The organism is Cupriavidus sp. IDO, assembly GCF_000812465.1.
GTDB lineage: Bacteria > Pseudomonadota > Gammaproteobacteria > Burkholderiales > Burkholderiaceae > Cupriavidus.
Window position 1 is genome coordinate 34,864 of the sequence record NZ_JWMA01000042.1, and the last position, 14,916, is coordinate 49,779.

Consider the following 14,916-nt stretch of genomic DNA (forward strand, 5'->3'; position numbering starts at 1 on the left):
TTCCGTCGGACTCCAGCAGGCGTCCGACGGGTGGGGAACGTGCCATTCTAACATGCGCGACCACCCGGTTCCGCTGGTCCGCGGCTCACCGCAATGATGCTCCGCCGTCAAGTCGGAAAAGCTTGCAACCCAGATGGGACAAGGCTTTGCGGGCGACACAAGACCCATGTTGCACAAACACCACAGGCCCAAAACCCATGGTGTGAATCGAATATATTTACTTCTTAGGAAACGACCCTTGTGGCACAATTCCCCAGCGAAGAGCCAGACATTGTTCGAAGTGGAGCATTAGCCACATCGAGAATGTTATACTCCGAAGAATGTATGACTTGTTTTCGTCCATTTGCTCGCAGTAACCCTGCGGTGATCTCATCCTGAGAGGAGAAATATGAAAAAATTTGCCAAGCTCGCGCTCGTTGCAGCTACCGCAGTAATGGCTGCATCCGCTCAAGCCCAGTCCGTCCCCTATGAAAAGAAGGCTGTGAACGACAACTGGGGCAACGGTACGAGCGAGTACGTGTGGAAGAACGGCACGAACGAGCTCTGCTGGCGCGACAGCTCCTGGACCCCGGCAACTGCGAATGCCCTGTGCGACGGCGCACTGGCTCCCGCAGCAGCCCCGGCGCCGGCACCGGCACCGGTAGCTCCGCCGGTCGTGTCGAGCGAGAAGGTCACTTTCGCAGCTGACACCCTGTTCGACTTCGACAAGGCTGTTCTGAAGCCCGAAGGCAAGGCCAAGCTGGACGATCTGGTCTCGAAGCTGCAAGGCATCACCCTGGAAGTCATTATCGCCGTTGGCCACACCGACTCGTTCGGTTCGGACAAGTACAACGATCGCCTGTCGATCCGCCGTGCTGAATCGGTCAAGGCTTACCTGGTGAGCAAGGGCGTTGAAGCCAACCGCGTGTACACCGAAGGCAAGGGCAAGCGCCAGCTGAAGGTTGATCCGAAGTCGTGCAAGGGCAACCGCAAGGCTCAGATCTCCTGCCAGCAACCGAACCGTCGCGTGGAAGTCGAAGTGGTCGGCACCCGCAGCGCACGTTAATCGGATCCTTTCCGATGAAAAAAGCCCAGCGCAAGCTGGGCTTTTTTTTTGGTACAGTTGGCCAGACTTTCCTCATTACCTGCCGTCTCCGCCATGTCGTCGGGGCCGGCCCAGCCACACGATGATGTCGCAATCGCAATCCACGCCTCCGTCTGTCGACTCCGCTCCTCGCGGCATGAATGCCGATCCGAAGGAAATCGACAAGTTCAGTGAACTGGCTCACCGCTGGTGGGACCCGAACAGCGAATTCAAGCCGCTGCACGATCTCAATCCCCTGCGGCTCGGCTGGATCGACGGCATCGCGTCGCTCTCCGGCAAGGACGTGGTCGATATCGGCTGCGGTGGCGGCATCCTGGCCGAGAGCATGGCAAGGCTTGGCGCCAGGGTACGCGGCATCGATCTCTCGACCAAGGCCCTGCGGGTAGCGGACTTGCACAGTCTGGAGTCCGGAGTTGCCGTCACCTACGAGGAGATCGCCGCCGAAGCGCTGGCCGCGCGGATGCCCGCCAGCGTGGATGTCGTGACTTGCATGGAGATGCTCGAACATGTGCCCGACCCGGGTTCGATCGTGCAGGCCTGTGCAACACTGGTTCGCCCCGGCGGCTATGTGTTCTTCTCGACCATCAACCGTAATCTCAAGGCCTACCTGCTGGCCATCGTCGGCGCCGAATATGTACTGAACATGCTGCCCCGCGGCACGCACGATTACGAGAAGTTCATCACGCCCTCGGAAATGGCCCGCTTTGCCCGCAACGCCGGGCTTGACCTGATCGAGATGCGGGGCATGACCTACAACCCGCTGTCGCAGGTGTACGCGCTGAGCCGCGACACGGACGTAAACTATATGATGGCATTTCGGAAGGCGGCCTGAGCATGGGCGGCATCAAGGCAGTATTCTTCGATCTTGACGGCACCCTGGCAGACACTGCCCCGGATCTCGCGGCCGCGGCCAACCGACTGGTCGTCGAACATGGCATGGCGCCTGTCGCCTATGAGAGGCTTCGCCCGGTGGCATCGCATGGCGCACGTGGACTGCTTGGCGCGGCCTTCGGCAAGCGGCCCGAGGATCCCGAGTTCCCGGCCCTGCGGGATACCTTCCTCGACTACTACGAGGCCGATATCGCCGTGCATACGCGGCTTTTCGACGGCATGGCCGACGTGCTCGCTTCCCTCGAGGCTGCCGGCATCCACTGGGGAATCGTCACCAACAAGATTGCGCGCTTCACCGTTCCGCTGGTCGCCGCCATCGGTCTTGCGTCACGTGCTTCTGCTGTCGTCAGCGGCGACACGACTTCGCACGCCAAGCCCCACCCCGCGCCGCTGCTGCGCGCGGCCGAGATCAGCGGCGTTGAGCCCCGGCGCTGCGTCTATGTGGGCGATGACTTGCGCGACATCCAGGCCGGGAAGGCCGCCGGGATGCTGACGGTCACGGCCGCCTACGGCTATTGTGGCGACGGCGAGCCGCCCGAGAGCTGGGGCGCGGATTACCTCGTGCGCCATCCCAGCGAGCTGATCCCCCTGCTCACGCCGGCATTCGCCTGACGGCCGGCGGCGGCCCCGGAACTCCTCCAAGACAGCCGGCGTCCAACCGGGTACAATCCGTCTTCCTCACTGGGGCCGACATGGTTTCGACGTGGGTTACAAAGCAGTGGAGGGCATACCGAGGACCCGTCACCTCGTTAATCAATGGGAATGTAATAACTGCTAACGACGAACGTTACGCACTGGCCGCTTAATTGCGGCCGTCCTCGCACTGGCTCGCTGACGGGCTAGGGTCGCAAGACCACGCGAGGTCATTTACGTCAGATAAGCTCCGGAAGCGTCACGAGTCTGGGGACGAAAATTTAGTGACTCGCCGTCGTAAAGCGTGTTCGTCCGCGGTGCGCCGGTTAAATCAAATGACAGAACTAAGTATGTAGAACTCTCTGTGGAGGGCTTGCGGACGCGGGTTCGATCCCCGCCGGCTCCACCATATTCAGACGGTCCAGAACCGTCCCAAACCCGCGGTAGCTTAAGGCTCCGCGGGTTTTTCTTTGTCCTCGCCCGCCCAGAATCGCCCACCAGCCAGCGGCTCCCGAAACGTCAAAGACTACAATGTGAGCCCGGGCTAACCTGCATCACCAACGCAGAGGCCTTTTTCAAATTCGGCACAGGGAGGCCGGCATGAACAAGAGACGCAAAGCTGGTGCAATCGCCCTGGTCGCGCTAGGCGCGCTTACCAGCTACGCCAGTCCTTACTGGACCATTTACCAGATGCGTTCAGCGATTGAAACGCGGGATCCGGAGAAGTTCTCAAGATACGTTGACTATCCCGCCCTGCGAGAGAACCTGAAAGCGCAGATCGTACTCTCCTTGAAGGAACAGTTGCCCTCTCCTGAGAAGGACAACCCCTTCGCTGGCCTCGGGCAAATGATCGGCCTTGCAATGGTCAATACCGTTGTCGACGCCATGGTATCCCCGGCTGGCGTGATGGCGCTGATGGCCGGCGAGAAGCCTGCTGCGAAGCCTGCGCAGCCCGCACCTGCCCCGGCCCCAGCCAACCCGAAGAAGGAAGCAGCAAAAGACACGCTGAAGTACGACGTGTCCTATCGCAGATGGGATCTGGTCCAGGCAACCGCGACCAGGGACAACGGCGAGCAGATCGTTGTCGATCTGAGGCGCGATGGACTGTGGTCGTGGAAATGGGCCGGCGTCAAATTGCCAGGCCTCCAGAAGGTGAACTAGCGCTCCCACGCTGGATCCCGAATCCGATTCAACGGCGGCGATACACGTACCGTTGGACTGCCGGGCAAGTTGAGCTCATTTTCAGGAATTTCCCTGCTCCCATTGGGAAATTTCCGCACGTCGCGTCAGCCAGAGATGACTAAAGTGAGCCGGTCTCCGAGCGGCATGGTGGACTTCCCCCGTCCACAGACGACTTGATCCAAGGCATTTTCCCTGGACGACCGATGGCATGGCGCACAGCGGAAAGGCTGGCAGGCCAGGGCGTGGCTGGCAGCCCGCCGTTCGCGATCCAGCTGACCTGCAGCGACTCGGCCATCGTCGGGATGACGCTGGACGGGGCAGCCGGCACGCCGGTGGTGTCCGCCCCGAATGGTGTCCTGGGCATCATCAATGCCGGCTCGCCTGGCGTGGCCAGCGGCGCAGGCATTCAGATCGTCAATGCCAGCGGCACCACGCCCGTGCCGCTGCAGATAAGCAACGCCATGGGGGCCATCGCCCCGAACACCCCGGCGACGTACCGCTTCGCCGCACGCTACTTCAACCTCGGCGGCACGCCCTCACCGGGAACGGTCCGCAGCGCAATGATATTCACGCTGGATTACCAATAGCGGGCTGAGGAACCCCATTCTGGTTCCGGACGCCGCACAGCAAGGATCCGGCTGCCGCCAGATTGGACGGCCCCGATTTCGCGGCGGCCGAGCGCCGGGGGACTACAATATGTCGTTGCAGCCCTCCGAGCCTCTTACGCATGTCAGACCATCCCCGCTTCACCATCAACCGCACCATGGTCACCCTGGTCCCCGAGCAGCCGTTCCTGGACTGGATCAAGGCAGTGGATCCGGAGCCGGTGCCCGCACTCAGCCTCGATCACGTGCGCGAGGACCAGAGCGTATTTCTGCTGCCTGGCGATATCGCCGACTCACCGGAGAACGCCACGCACTGGGTCGAAAAGCGCTGGCAGGCATTCTTCGAGTTCATGCTCGGAGAGTGGTTCGATGACTCACTGTGGCCTGAGGAACTGTCGCTTGCGATGTTCCGCGAATGGTTCAGCCTGCGCTTCCATTCGATGGTGTTCGATATGGCGCCCGACGCGCCGGTCATCCACGAAGACTGGGACGACGAGGACGATTCGCCGGACCTGCTGCATTAAGCTGCATCCGGCGTGAACGCGTTCACGCCGGATTTGCGGGTTCAACTCAGAGGAAACGGTCGAGCAGCTTGCGGCTCGGCTTGTCCAGCGCCATCAGGTCGCGGATCAGATAGTGGATGCCGTGGCTGTCCGAGATCAGCAGCGTGCTGCCGGCCAGGCGGCGGATGTCCTCTTCACCGCGCAGCACCAGCGAGGTTTGGCCCCGGTCTGTCTGCACGGTCCACACGCTCGGCGTGGCGAAGGTGGATACGCTGACGATGCGCCGGATCTCCGGCATGAACTCGCGTGCAGCGAGTTCGGCTTCTATCAGGCTGCGTTGCGTCTGCGGCAGCCGGTCCAGGCGGGCAATCCAGGCAAGCTCGCGGCCATCGGCGCTGATCATGCCGATGCCGTCGTCGGGCGCGCCGATCGGGAAGGCGCGCACGGGCACCACGCCCTCGTGCTCGATGCCGTCGGCCGTGGTCAGCACCAGCCGGCCAAAGCTGTTGCGGGACAGCGTGAATTCAGGGGTCTGCATCGCGTTGGCGTCCAGGGTTGCCTCATTGCGCATGGGTTGCCTCCGCGGTTTCGACGAGCTTCTCGCCATCGCTGGGCAGCTCGGCCTCGGTATCGACATTGCGGGCCTGCGCCTGGTAGAGCTTGTAGTAAGCCCCTTCGCGCGCGAGCAGCTCCTCGTGCCCGCCTACTTCCACGATCTGTCCGCGGTCCATCACCACCAGCCGGTCGGCCTTGCGCAGTGTCGAGAGACGGTGCGCAATGGCAATGGTGGTGCGCCCCTGCACCAGGTTGTCGAGCGCCTTCTGGATTTCCTTCTCGGTCGCCGTATCCACCGACGAGGTGGCCTCGTCCATGATCAGGATGCGCGGATTGATCAGCAGCGCGCGGGCGATCGAGATGCGCTGGCGCTCGCCGCCGGACAGGGCCTGGCCGCGCTCCCCAACCAGCGAATCGTAGCCATGCGGCAGCCGCAGGATGAACTCGTGCGCGTGGGCTGCGCGTGCTGCCGCGACAATCTCCTCGCGCGTGGCATCGGGCTTGCCGTAGGCAATGTTCTCGGCAATGGTGCCGAAGAACAGGAACGGCTCCTGCAGCACCAGCCCGATATGCCGGCGGTACTCCGATACCGGCAACGAGCGGATATCGATGCCGTCGACGCGGATCGCGCCTTCCGACACGTCATAGAAACGGCAGATCAGGTTGACCAGCGTACTCTTGCCCGAGCCACTGTGCCCCACCAGCCCGATCATCTCGCCTGGCGCGATCGACAGGTCCAGCCCACGGATCACCGCGCGGTTGCCATAGCGGAAGCCCAGGTCGCGCATCTCGATGGCGCCCTCTACCTTCTCCAGGCGGGCGGGGCGCACTGGCTCCGGCACGCTCGACACATGGTCGAGGATGTCGAAGATGCGCTTGGCGCCGGCCGCCGCCTTCTGCGTGACCGACACGATGCGGCTCATCGAATCCAGGCGCGTATAGAAGCGGCTGATATAGGTGAGGAAGGCCACCAGCACGCCCACCGTAATGGCGCTGTGCGACACCTGCCAGATGCCGAACACCCACACCACCAGCAGGCCGATCTCGGTAAGCAGCGTCACCGTAGGCGTGAACAGCGACCACACCGCATTGACGCGGTCGTTGATGGCCAGGTTGTGCTTGTTGGCTTCACGGAAACGGGAGACCTCGCGCTTCTCCTGTGCAAACGCCTTGACCACGCGGATGCCCGGGATGGTGTCGGCCAGCACGTTGGTGATTTCCGACCAGATCCGGTCGATCTTCTCGAAGCCGTGGCGCAGCCGGTCGCGCACCAGGTGGATCATCCACGCGATGAACGGCAGCGGCACCAGTGTCACCAGCGCCAGCCAGGGATTGATCGAAACGAGGATGATCGCGGTCATCACGATCATCAGCACGTCGGTGGCGAAGTCCAGCAGGTGCAGCGAAAGGAAAACGCAGATGCGATCGCTCTCCGAGCCGATGCGTGCCATCAGGTCGCCGGTCCGCTTGCCGCCGAAGTACTCCAGCGACAGGCGCAGCAGGTGTTCGTACGTCGTGGTCCGCAGGTCGGCGCCGATCCGTTCGGATACGCGCGCGAGCAGGTAGGTCCGGGCCCAGCCAAGGCTCCAGGCGACCAGCGCCGCGCCGAGGAGCCCCGCCAAGTACAGGCGCACCAGGCCGTAGTCGATCGGCACGCCGTTCTGGAAGGGAATCAGCACCTTGTCCATCAGCGGCATGGTCAGGTACGGCGGCACCAGCGTGGCGGCGGTCGACAGCAGCGTCAGGAGAAAGCCCGAGAGCAGTTGCCAGCGATAGGGCTGCGCAAACCGCCACAGGCGCAGCAGTGCCCAGGTCGAGGGCGGCGTCTCCAGCTCGCGGCTGCATTGCGGGCAGACTTCCTCGCCCGGTGGCAGCGGTGCCTTGCAGGTAGGGCAAAGGATCTCCGCGCCAGTGCTCGCGGCCTGCCCGGAAACGGACAGGTCGCGCTGCGCCTCGAACTGATCGACCAGCCGCAGGGCGGCTGGATTGTAACCAAGCGTGTACCGCCAGCTCCCCAGCCGGCCGGTCAGGTTGGTCAGTTCCAGCGCGCCAACGCCCGCATGGTCCGTATGCGAGAGGCGCAAACCCGGCTCGATGGCCCATTCCCGCACATTTTTTTCACCCGGCGACCTCGCAATAAGCCGCCGATCCGTCACAACCAGCCACCCTTGGGTAAAATGCAGCCTCGCGTCGAGGTCAAGTTCCAGCCCGGCCTGGATGGTCTCGCCGGGACGGAGCATCGCACCGAGTTCGGTACGCCACGGTTCGTCTGCGGCTTCGCTTTGGGGGACAGGCAAGGAGGACTGGGTCATTGTTGGCGCGGCATGCTGCGTCCAGAGGGTACGGACATAACTTGAAACAAATTAGAGCGGGCGCTTACTGGCGGCCCGCGATTTCGCCCGCAAGTATACATAACGCGAACCCGCGGGTGTTTCTGATGCATTGCACAAGAGCTTTTAAGTCGAGAAAGTCAACCCGAGGTATGCTGTAACGTTACTGAAAGGTTAGGCTTCCATTTCTCGGGCATTCGCCCACTGCCTCAAGCTAAATCAATGAAAAAGAAGGACATTGAGATTTTCGATGTCATGTCGCTGCGCGGCCCGAATATGTGGACATATCGGCCCGTTCTCGAGGCATGGGTCGACATCGGCGAACTGGAGGATTTTCCCTCCAACACGATTCCGGGATTCTACGAACGGCTGTCGGCCTGGCTGCCGACGCTGGTCGAGCACCGCTGCAGCATCGGGGAGCGCGGCGGCTTTCTCCAGCGTCTGAAAGAAGGCACCTGGCCCGGCCACATTCTGGAACACGTGACGCTTGAGCTGCAGAACCTGGCCGGCATGCCCGGCGGCTTCGGGAAGGCCCGGGAAACCCCGATCCGCGGCGTGTACAAGGTCATCGTGCGCGCCTGGCATGAAGAAGTCACGCGCGCCGCCCTCTTTGCCGCCCGCGACCTGGTGATGGCCGCCATCGAAGACCGTCCGTTCGACGTGCCCGAAGCTGTGGAAAACCTGCGCCGCCTGGTCGACGAGCATTGCCTGGGCCCGAGCACCGCCTGCATCGTCGATGCCGCCGACGACCGCGACATCCCTTCGATCCGCCTGTCTGACGGCAACCTGGTGCAGCTCGGCTACGGCGCGCGCCAGCGCCGCATCTGGACAGCCGAGACCGACCGCACCAGCGCCATCGGCGAGAGCATCTCGCGCGACAAGGACCTGACCAAGAGCCTGCTGGAATCGTGCGGCGTGCCGGTGCCGGAAGGCCGCATGGTCGAATCGCCGGAAGACGCCTGGGACGCCGCCGAAGACATCGGCGTTCCGGTCGTGGTCAAGCCCTATGACGGCAACCATGGCCGCGGCGTCTTCACCAACCTGATGACCCGCGAGGAAGTCGAGACCGCCTACGCGGTTGCCATCGAAGAAGGCAGCGGCGTCATCGTCGAGCGCTTTATCCCCGGCAACGAACACCGCCTGCTGGTAGTCGGTGGCCGCATGGTCGCCGCCGCGATGGGCGAGACAGCCAGCGTCGTCGGCGACGGCAAGTCGACCGTCGACGAGCTGATCGAACTGCAGATCAATTCCGATCCGCGCCGCGGCAGCACCGAAGACCATCCGCTCAACCGCGTGCGGCTGGATTCCGCCGCGCGCCTGGAGCTGAAGCGCCAGGGCCTGGAAGACGGCAACTCGGTGCCGCCGGCTGGCAAGAATGTCCTGATCCAGCGCAACGGCAACGTCGCCTTCGACGTGACCGACCGTGTGCACCCGAGCGTGGCGGCCCACGCAGCGCTGGCTGCGCGCGTGGTCGGACTGGACATCGCCGGGGTGGACCTGGTGGCCGAAGACATCTCCCGCCCGCTCGCCGAGCAACGCGGCGCAATCGTCGAAGTCAACGCCGGTCCCGGCCTGCTGATGCATATCAAGCCGGCCGAAGGCACGGCGCGCCCGGTGGGCCGCGCCATTGTCGACCACCTGTTCCCGGAAACCGGCGATGGTTCCGATGAAGGCCGTATTCCCGTGGTCGGCATCACCGGCACCAACGGCAAGACCGTGGTCGCCAAGCTGGTGGCGCGCTTGCTCCAGCTGTCGGGCAAGCACACTGGCCTGGCCTGCAGCGATGGCCTGTTCCTGGACCGCCGCCTGGTCGAGAGCGGCGACCGGGCCAATTGGGCCGCCGGCCATCGCATCCTGATGAACCGCGCGGTGGAGGCCGCCGTGTTCGAGAACGACAGCGGCGCCATCCTGTCGGAAGGCCTCGTCTATGACCGCTGCCAGGTCGGCGTGGTCACCAACTTCGACGAGCCCGATCACATGGGCGATTACTACGTCGAAGACGAAGACCGCATGTTCAACGTCATGCGCACGCAGATCGACGTGGTCCTCAAGAACGGCGTTGCCGTGCTCAACGCGCGTGATCCGCGCGTGGTCGAAATGGCCGAACTGAGCGATGGCGACGTGATCTTCTTCGGCCTTTCCTCCGACCTGCCGGCCATCAGCGCGCACCGCGCGGAAGGCAAGCGTGCGGTGTTCGTGCGTGAGGGCAAGGTCGTGCTGGCCACCGGCAGCACCGAGACGCCGCTGACCGATGTCGCCGCGATTCCCCTCACCTACGCCGGCCGCGTCGCATTCCAGATCGAAAATGTGCTGGCTGCCGTGGCGACGGGCTGGGCGCTGGGTATCTCCAACGACCTGATCCGCGCCGGCATCGTGACGTTCGACGTCGGCCAGGTCGATGTACCCGGCCGCTTTACGCTGTTCGAGCGCAACGGCGCCAAGGTGGTGGTCGACGACGCGCACAACGCGCCCGCGCTGGAGGCCCTTGCCACCGCGCTGGATCGTTTCCCGGCCGAGCGCCGCATGATCGTCTATGGCGCTGGCGCACAGCGCCGGGACGAAGACATGGTGAAACAGGGCAAGGTGCTCGGCGCCATGTTCGATCGCGTCTTCCTGTGCGAAGACCGCAGCGTCAAGCGCGCCCTGCCCGATGCCGAAGCCCGCGCACTGCTCAAGCAAGGGCTGTACGAAGGCCGCCGCGTCACCAAGATCATCGACGAAGGCACGCGCCGCAGCGCCATTGAAACCGCGCTCGGCCAGCTGGTGCCCGGCGACCTGCTAGTCCTGCAATGCGATGAAGGCGCGGCGGGTCCGACCGTCGACCTGGTGCACCAGTGGATGGGCACGCCCGCGCGCCGCGCCTGATCGGGGCCTGAAAAAGAACAGAGCCCAGAGCAAACGGAAACCGATTCTATGGAAGTCTCACGTATCCGGGCCCTGCGGGGTCCGAACCTGTGGTGCCGCCACACCGCCATCGAAGCCATCGTGGCCTGCAAGGCACCGACTGGCATTCTGTCGGACCTGCCCGGCTTTGAAGATCGCCTGCGCGCGCGCTTTCCGGACATCGGGCCGCTGCGCCCCGACGATGAGTCCGGCGAGCTGTCGCTCGCGCACGTGCTGGAAGTGGCTGCGCTCCGCCTGCAGGCAGCGGCCGGTTGCCCGGTCACCTTCAGCCGCACCGCGCAGACCGTTGAACCCGGCACCTATCAGGTCGTCGTGCAATACAGCGAAGAAGAAGTCGGCCGGCTCGCCTTCGAGCTGGCCGAGGCCCTGAGCATCGCCGCGCGCGATGACACCGCATTCGATCTGGCCGATGCCCTGCACCGCCTGCGCGATCTCGATGAAGATGTGCGCCTCGGGCCCAGCACCGGCTCAATCGTCTATGCGGCCGTGGCACGCGGGGTTCCATACCGCCGCCTGACGCAAGGCTCGATGGTGCAGTTCGGCTGGGGCAGCAAGCAGCGCCGCATCCAGGCTGCCGAGACCGACCTGACCAGCGCTGTGGCCGAATCGATCGCGCAGGACAAGGAACTCACCAAGAGCCTGCTCCACGCCGCCGGCGTGCCAGTGCCGCTGGGCCGCTCGGTGCGCAGCGCCGAGGAAGCCTGGGAAGCGGCGCAGGAGATCGACGCCCCCGTGGTGGTCAAGCCGCGCGACGGCAACCAGGGCAAGGGCGTGGCCGTGCGCATCCGCACGCGCGAAGAAGTCATGACGGCGTATGAAGTCGCCTCCGACATCAGTTCCGATGTACTGGTCGAGCGCTATATCCCGGGCCATGACTTCCGCCTGCTGGTGGTGGGCAAGCACCTGGTGGCGGCGGCGCGCCGCGATCCGCCGCAGGTCACCGGCGACGGCGTGCACACCGTGCGCCAGCTGGTCGAGGAAGTGAACCGCGACCCGCGCCGCGGCGAAGGGCATGCCACCTCCCTGACCAAGATCCGCTTCGACGATATCGCGCTGGCCGTGTTGGCCAAGCAGCACCTGACGGCCGACTCGGTTCCCGCCAAGGGCACGCGTGTCGTACTGCGCAATAACGCCAACCTGTCGACCGGCGGCAGCGCCACCGACGTCACGGACGACGTGCACCCGGACATCGCTGCACGCGCGGTGGCAGCGGCGCAGATGGTCGGCCTCGACATCGCGGGCGTCGACGCCGTGTGCGAGACCGTGCTAAAGCCGTTCGAGGAACAGGCCGGCGGCATCGTCGAAGTCAACGCCGCGCCGGGCCTGCGCATGCACCTGCAGCCGTCGTATGGCAAGGGTCGCGCCGTGGGCGAAGCCATTGTTTCGACCATGTTCTCCGATGGCGACGATGGCCGCATTCCGGTGGTGGCGGTCTCCGGCACCAACGGCAAGACCACTACAGTGCGCCTGATCACGCATCTGATGGCCACCAGCGGACTGCGCGTGGGCATGACCGGCACTGATGGCGTGTACATCCAGGGGCAGCGCATCGACACCGGCGACTGCAGCGGTCCGCGCAGCGCGCGCAACGTGCTGCTGCATCCGGACGTGGATGCAGCCGTGTTCGAAACCGCTCGCGGCGGCTTGCTGCGCGAAGGCCTGGCCTTCGACCGTTGCGATGTTGCCGTGGTGACCAACGTCGGCGAAGGCGACCACCTGGGTCTGTCGTATATCAGCACGGTGGAAGACCTGGCAGTGCTCAAGAGCGTGATCGTGCAGAACGTCGCACCGCACGGCATGGCCGTGCTGAACGCGGCCGATCCGATGGTGGTGCGCATGGCCGACGCCTGCCCCGGCGCCGTGACCTTCTTCGCCCACGACGCGGACCAGCCCGCGATGGCAACGCATCGTGCGCAAGGCAAGCGCGTGGTGTTCGTCGATGGCGACCATATCGTTGCCTCGGAAGGCGAGACGCAGGTGCGCATCGCACTGGCGGACATTCCGCTGACCCGCAATGGCATGATCGGCTTCCAGGTCGAGAATGCGATGTCCTCGATCGCCGCGGCATGGGCGCTAGGCCTCGACTGGTCGGTGATTCGCCGCGGCCTGGCCACCTTCGTCAATGACGCCGACACCGCGCCTGGCCGCTTCAATGTGTTCGACTACAAGGGCGCCACGCTGATTGCCGACTACGGCCACAACCCGGATGCCATCCAGGCGCTGTCCAACGCCGTGGAAACCATGCAGGCCACGCGCCGCGTGGTGGTGATCAGCGGCGCGGGCGACCGCCGCGACGTCGATATCCGCCGCCAGACGCAGATCCTGGGCGGCGTGTTCGACGAGGTGATCCTGTACCAGGACCAGTGCCAGCGCGGCCGCGCCGATGGCGAAGTGCTCGCGCTGCTGCGCGAGGGCCTGGTCGGCGCGCAGCGCGCCAGCAAGGTGGAAGAGATCCGTGGCGAGTTCCTGGCCATCGACACCGCGCTGTCGCACCTGCAACCCGGCGACCTCTGCCTGATCCTTGTCGATCAGGTGGAAGAAGCGCTGGCCCATATTGCCGGGCGCATCGCACAAGGCTGAACTTGGCCGTGCAAGAAAATGGCCAGCTCAAACGAGCTGGCCATTTTTTTCGTCCGAAGGTAGTGCCCGTCAGTGCCGCCCCGGCAGCGACAGACGCCGCTCCAGCACATGCTGCAACCCGGAAAGGCCGGTGCTGAGCACCCAGTAGATGGCCGCGACGGCCAGATAGAGCGGCAGCGGCTGGTAGGTCGCCGCGATGACCTCCTGCGCCGTGCGCAGCAGCTCCGTCACGGTGATGACGGAAACCAGCGAGGTGTCCTTGATCAGGCTGATCAGGCTGTTGGACAGGCTCGGCACCGCCAGCCGCAACGCCTGCGGGCCCACCACGTAGCGCAGCGTCTGCGCCGGGGTCAGTCCAAGGCTGTAGGCGGCCAGCCATTGCCCGCGCGGAATGCCGAGGATCGCCCCGCGCATGCTTTCCGAAAGGTATGCCCCCACATTGAGGCTCAGCGTCAGCACGCCGGCAGGCGTGGGCTCCAGCGCAATGCCGATGCCGGGCAGCCCGTAATAGACCACGAAGATCTGCACCAGCAGCGGCGTCCCGCGCATGATGCTGACATAGACCCGCGCGATCGTGTTCAGCACGCGGCTGTGGGTGATGCCCATCACCGCCACCACCATCCCCAGCACCAGCCCGAAGGCCATCGACCAGAGCGCGAACTTGATGGTGAGCAGCGTGCCCTGCAACAGCACGGGCAGCGAATCGATAACTAGCTGAAGGGCGGGCATGGACGAGGCCGGTACATGAACAATGGGGGCATGATACGGTCTCTTGCGGCGCGCGCAAGCCGCGGCAAACACCGGCGGCGAATGCGCTGGTGTTTGCCGCCGTCAGCCTGCGGGCCGGCGGCTTACTTGATCGGCTTCGTCACGTCGCTGCCGAACCACTTCACCGACATCTTGGTCAGCGAGCCGTCCTTGCGCAGGTCGTCCAGCGCGTGGTCGATCGCCTGGGCAAACTTGGGATTGTCCTTGCGGAAGGGAATCGCCACGTCGGAGTTGGCGCCCTGCACTACCGCGCCCGCGCGCAACGGCAGGTTGGACGTCTTGATCAGATAGCTGATCATCAGGCGGTCGTTGAGCGCCGCGTCCACGCGCTGCGCGGCCAGGTCGCGCAGGTATTCGGGCGCGCCCGGATAGGTCTTGACGTCGATGCCGGCGACCGACTTGGCCAGTTCGTTGTAGTTGCTGCCAAGGCTGACGCCGAGCTTGTGGCCCTTGAGGTCTTCCAGCGACTTGAACTCGCGCTTGTCATCCTTGCGCTGGATCAGCTGCGCGGCCGAGTAGACGTAAGGCGTCGAGAAATCCAGCGCCTGCTTGCGCTGCGGCGTTACCGCGACCTGGTTGACGATCACGTCGAACTTGCCGGCCTGCAACCCGGCAATGATGCCGCTCCATTCGGTCGTGACGAACTCGGGCTTGACGCCAAGCTTGCCGGCGACGGCCCGCGCCACGTCCACATCGAAGCCTTCGAGTTGGTTGTTGGCGCCGCGGTAGTTGAACGGGGGATACGTGCCCTCGACGCCGATCTTCAGCACGCCGGCCTGTTTTACCGTATCGAGCAGATCTGCCGCATGCGCGGCGCCGGTCGCCAGCAGCGAAGCGGCAAGCAGGGCGCTGAACCAGCCAGTACGAATCAATCGCATATG

General features: G+C 64.5%; 12 protein-coding genes and 1 other RNA gene. 9 read left to right on the forward strand and 4 right to left on the reverse strand.

The window, feature by feature from the left end; genetic code table 11:
• Positions 1 to 388: 388 nt before the first annotated feature.
• From ompA to RM96_RS14025, 7 genes are all read left to right on the forward strand, one after another.
• Positions 389 to 1,045 carry an outer membrane protein OmpA gene (gene ompA / locus RM96_RS14000; protein WP_039011313.1) on the forward strand — a complete coding sequence of 219 codons (657 nt, stop codon included), beginning with the start codon at positions 389 to 391 and terminating at the stop codon, positions 1,043 to 1,045.
• Between the two features lie 121 nt (positions 1,046 to 1,166).
• A complete protein-coding gene (ubiG, locus tag RM96_RS14005; RefSeq protein ID WP_039011315.1) occupies positions 1,167 to 1,916 on the forward strand; it encodes a bifunctional 2-polyprenyl-6-hydroxyphenol methylase/3-demethylubiquinol 3-O-methyltransferase UbiG in 750 nt (249 codons plus the stop codon).
• 2 nt (positions 1,917 to 1,918) lie between these two features.
• Positions 1,919 to 2,587, forward strand: coding sequence for a phosphoglycolate phosphatase (gene gph, locus RM96_RS14010; protein WP_039011317.1), 669 nt, complete (start codon positions 1,919 to 1,921; stop codon positions 2,585 to 2,587).
• A gap of 71 nt (positions 2,588 to 2,658) precedes the next feature.
• Positions 2,659 to 3,017, forward strand: a transfer-messenger RNA (tmRNA) gene (gene ssrA, locus RM96_RS36540).
• A 191-nt stretch (positions 3,018 to 3,208) separates the two neighbouring features.
• Positions 3,209 to 3,769 carry a DUF2939 domain-containing protein gene (locus RM96_RS14015; RefSeq protein ID WP_039011319.1) on the forward strand — a complete coding sequence of 187 codons (561 nt, stop codon included), beginning with the start codon at positions 3,209 to 3,211 and terminating at the stop codon, positions 3,767 to 3,769.
• Between the two features lie 224 nt (positions 3,770 to 3,993).
• Positions 3,994 to 4,377 carry a fimbrial protein gene (locus RM96_RS14020; RefSeq protein WP_082016546.1) on the forward strand — a complete coding sequence of 128 codons (384 nt, stop codon included), beginning with the start codon at positions 3,994 to 3,996 and terminating at the stop codon, positions 4,375 to 4,377.
• Between the two features lie 140 nt (positions 4,378 to 4,517).
• Positions 4,518 to 4,919: a hypothetical protein gene (locus RM96_RS14025; protein ID WP_039011320.1), complete on the forward strand. Its 402-nt coding sequence runs from the start codon at positions 4,518 to 4,520 to the stop codon at positions 4,917 to 4,919.
• A 46-nt stretch (positions 4,920 to 4,965) separates the two neighbouring features.
• Here the strand turns inward: RM96_RS14025 and RM96_RS14030 are convergent, their stop codons facing one another.
• Both RM96_RS14030 and RM96_RS14035 read right to left on the reverse strand, forming a co-directional pair.
• Complete coding sequence (locus RM96_RS14030) at positions 4,966 to 5,436, reverse strand: cyanophycin metabolism-associated DUF1854 family protein (protein ID WP_039011446.1); 471 nt, start codon at positions 5,434 to 5,436, stop codon at positions 4,966 to 4,968.
• Between the two features lie 22 nt (positions 5,437 to 5,458).
• The gene (locus tag RM96_RS14035) at positions 5,459 to 7,765 is read right to left on the reverse strand and encodes a cyanophycin metabolism-associated ABC transporter (protein WP_039011322.1); all 2,307 of its coding nucleotides are present in this window, start codon (positions 7,763 to 7,765) and stop codon (positions 5,459 to 5,461) included.
• A gap of 240 nt (positions 7,766 to 8,005) precedes the next feature.
• Between RM96_RS14035 and cphA (RM96_RS14040) the strand changes: the two genes are divergently transcribed.
• Positions 8,006 to 10,648 carry a cyanophycin synthetase gene (gene cphA, locus RM96_RS14040; protein ID WP_039011323.1) on the forward strand — a complete coding sequence of 881 codons (2,643 nt, stop codon included), beginning with the start codon at positions 8,006 to 8,008 and terminating at the stop codon, positions 10,646 to 10,648.
• A 48-nt stretch (positions 10,649 to 10,696) separates the two neighbouring features.
• Entirely contained in the window at positions 10,697 to 13,267 is a 2,571-nt protein-coding gene (gene cphA, locus RM96_RS14045; RefSeq protein WP_039011325.1) for a cyanophycin synthetase, read from the forward strand.
• Between the two features lie 69 nt (positions 13,268 to 13,336).
• On the opposite strand, the gene RM96_RS14050 is transcribed toward cphA (RM96_RS14045), so the two are convergent.
• On the reverse strand, positions 13,337 to 13,996 hold the full coding sequence (locus RM96_RS14050) for an amino acid ABC transporter permease (protein ID WP_039011327.1): 660 nt from the start codon (positions 13,994 to 13,996) through the stop codon (positions 13,337 to 13,339).
• 122 nt (positions 13,997 to 14,118) lie between these two features.
• On the reverse strand, positions 14,119 to 14,913 hold the full coding sequence (locus RM96_RS14055) for a transporter substrate-binding domain-containing protein (RefSeq protein WP_039011328.1): 795 nt from the start codon (positions 14,911 to 14,913) through the stop codon (positions 14,119 to 14,121).
• Between the last annotated feature and the right edge of the window lie 3 nt (positions 14,914 to 14,916).

Excerpts from the sequence above, each read along its gene's own strand:
- ompA (WP_039011313.1), top strand. The coding sequence starts at position 389 with ATGAAAAAATTTGCCAAGCTCGCGCTCGTTGCAGCTACCGCAGTAATG.
- ubiG (WP_039011315.1), top strand. The coding sequence starts at position 1,167 with ATGATGTCGCAATCGCAATCCACGCCTCCGTCTGTCGACTCCGCTCCT.
- gph (WP_039011317.1), top strand. The coding sequence starts at position 1,919 with ATGGGCGGCATCAAGGCAGTATTCTTCGATCTTGACGGCACCCTGGCA.
- RM96_RS14015 (WP_039011319.1), top strand. The coding sequence starts at position 3,209 with ATGAACAAGAGACGCAAAGCTGGTGCAATCGCCCTGGTCGCGCTAGGC.
- RM96_RS14020 (WP_082016546.1), top strand. The coding sequence starts at position 3,994 with ATGGCATGGCGCACAGCGGAAAGGCTGGCAGGCCAGGGCGTGGCTGGC.
- RM96_RS14025 (WP_039011320.1), top strand. The coding sequence starts at position 4,518 with ATGTCAGACCATCCCCGCTTCACCATCAACCGCACCATGGTCACCCTG.
- RM96_RS14030 (WP_039011446.1), bottom strand. The coding sequence starts at position 5,436 with ATGCAGACCCCTGAATTCACGCTGTCCCGCAACAGCTTTGGCCGGCTG.
- RM96_RS14035 (WP_039011322.1), bottom strand. The coding sequence starts at position 7,765 with ATGACCCAGTCCTCCTTGCCTGTCCCCCAAAGCGAAGCCGCAGACGAA.
- cphA (WP_039011323.1), top strand. The coding sequence starts at position 8,006 with ATGAAAAAGAAGGACATTGAGATTTTCGATGTCATGTCGCTGCGCGGC.
- cphA (WP_039011325.1), top strand. The coding sequence starts at position 10,697 with ATGGAAGTCTCACGTATCCGGGCCCTGCGGGGTCCGAACCTGTGGTGC.
- RM96_RS14050 (WP_039011327.1), bottom strand. The coding sequence starts at position 13,996 with ATGCCCGCCCTTCAGCTAGTTATCGATTCGCTGCCCGTGCTGTTGCAG.
- RM96_RS14055 (WP_039011328.1), bottom strand. The coding sequence starts at position 14,913 with ATGCGATTGATTCGTACTGGCTGGTTCAGCGCCCTGCTTGCCGCTTCG.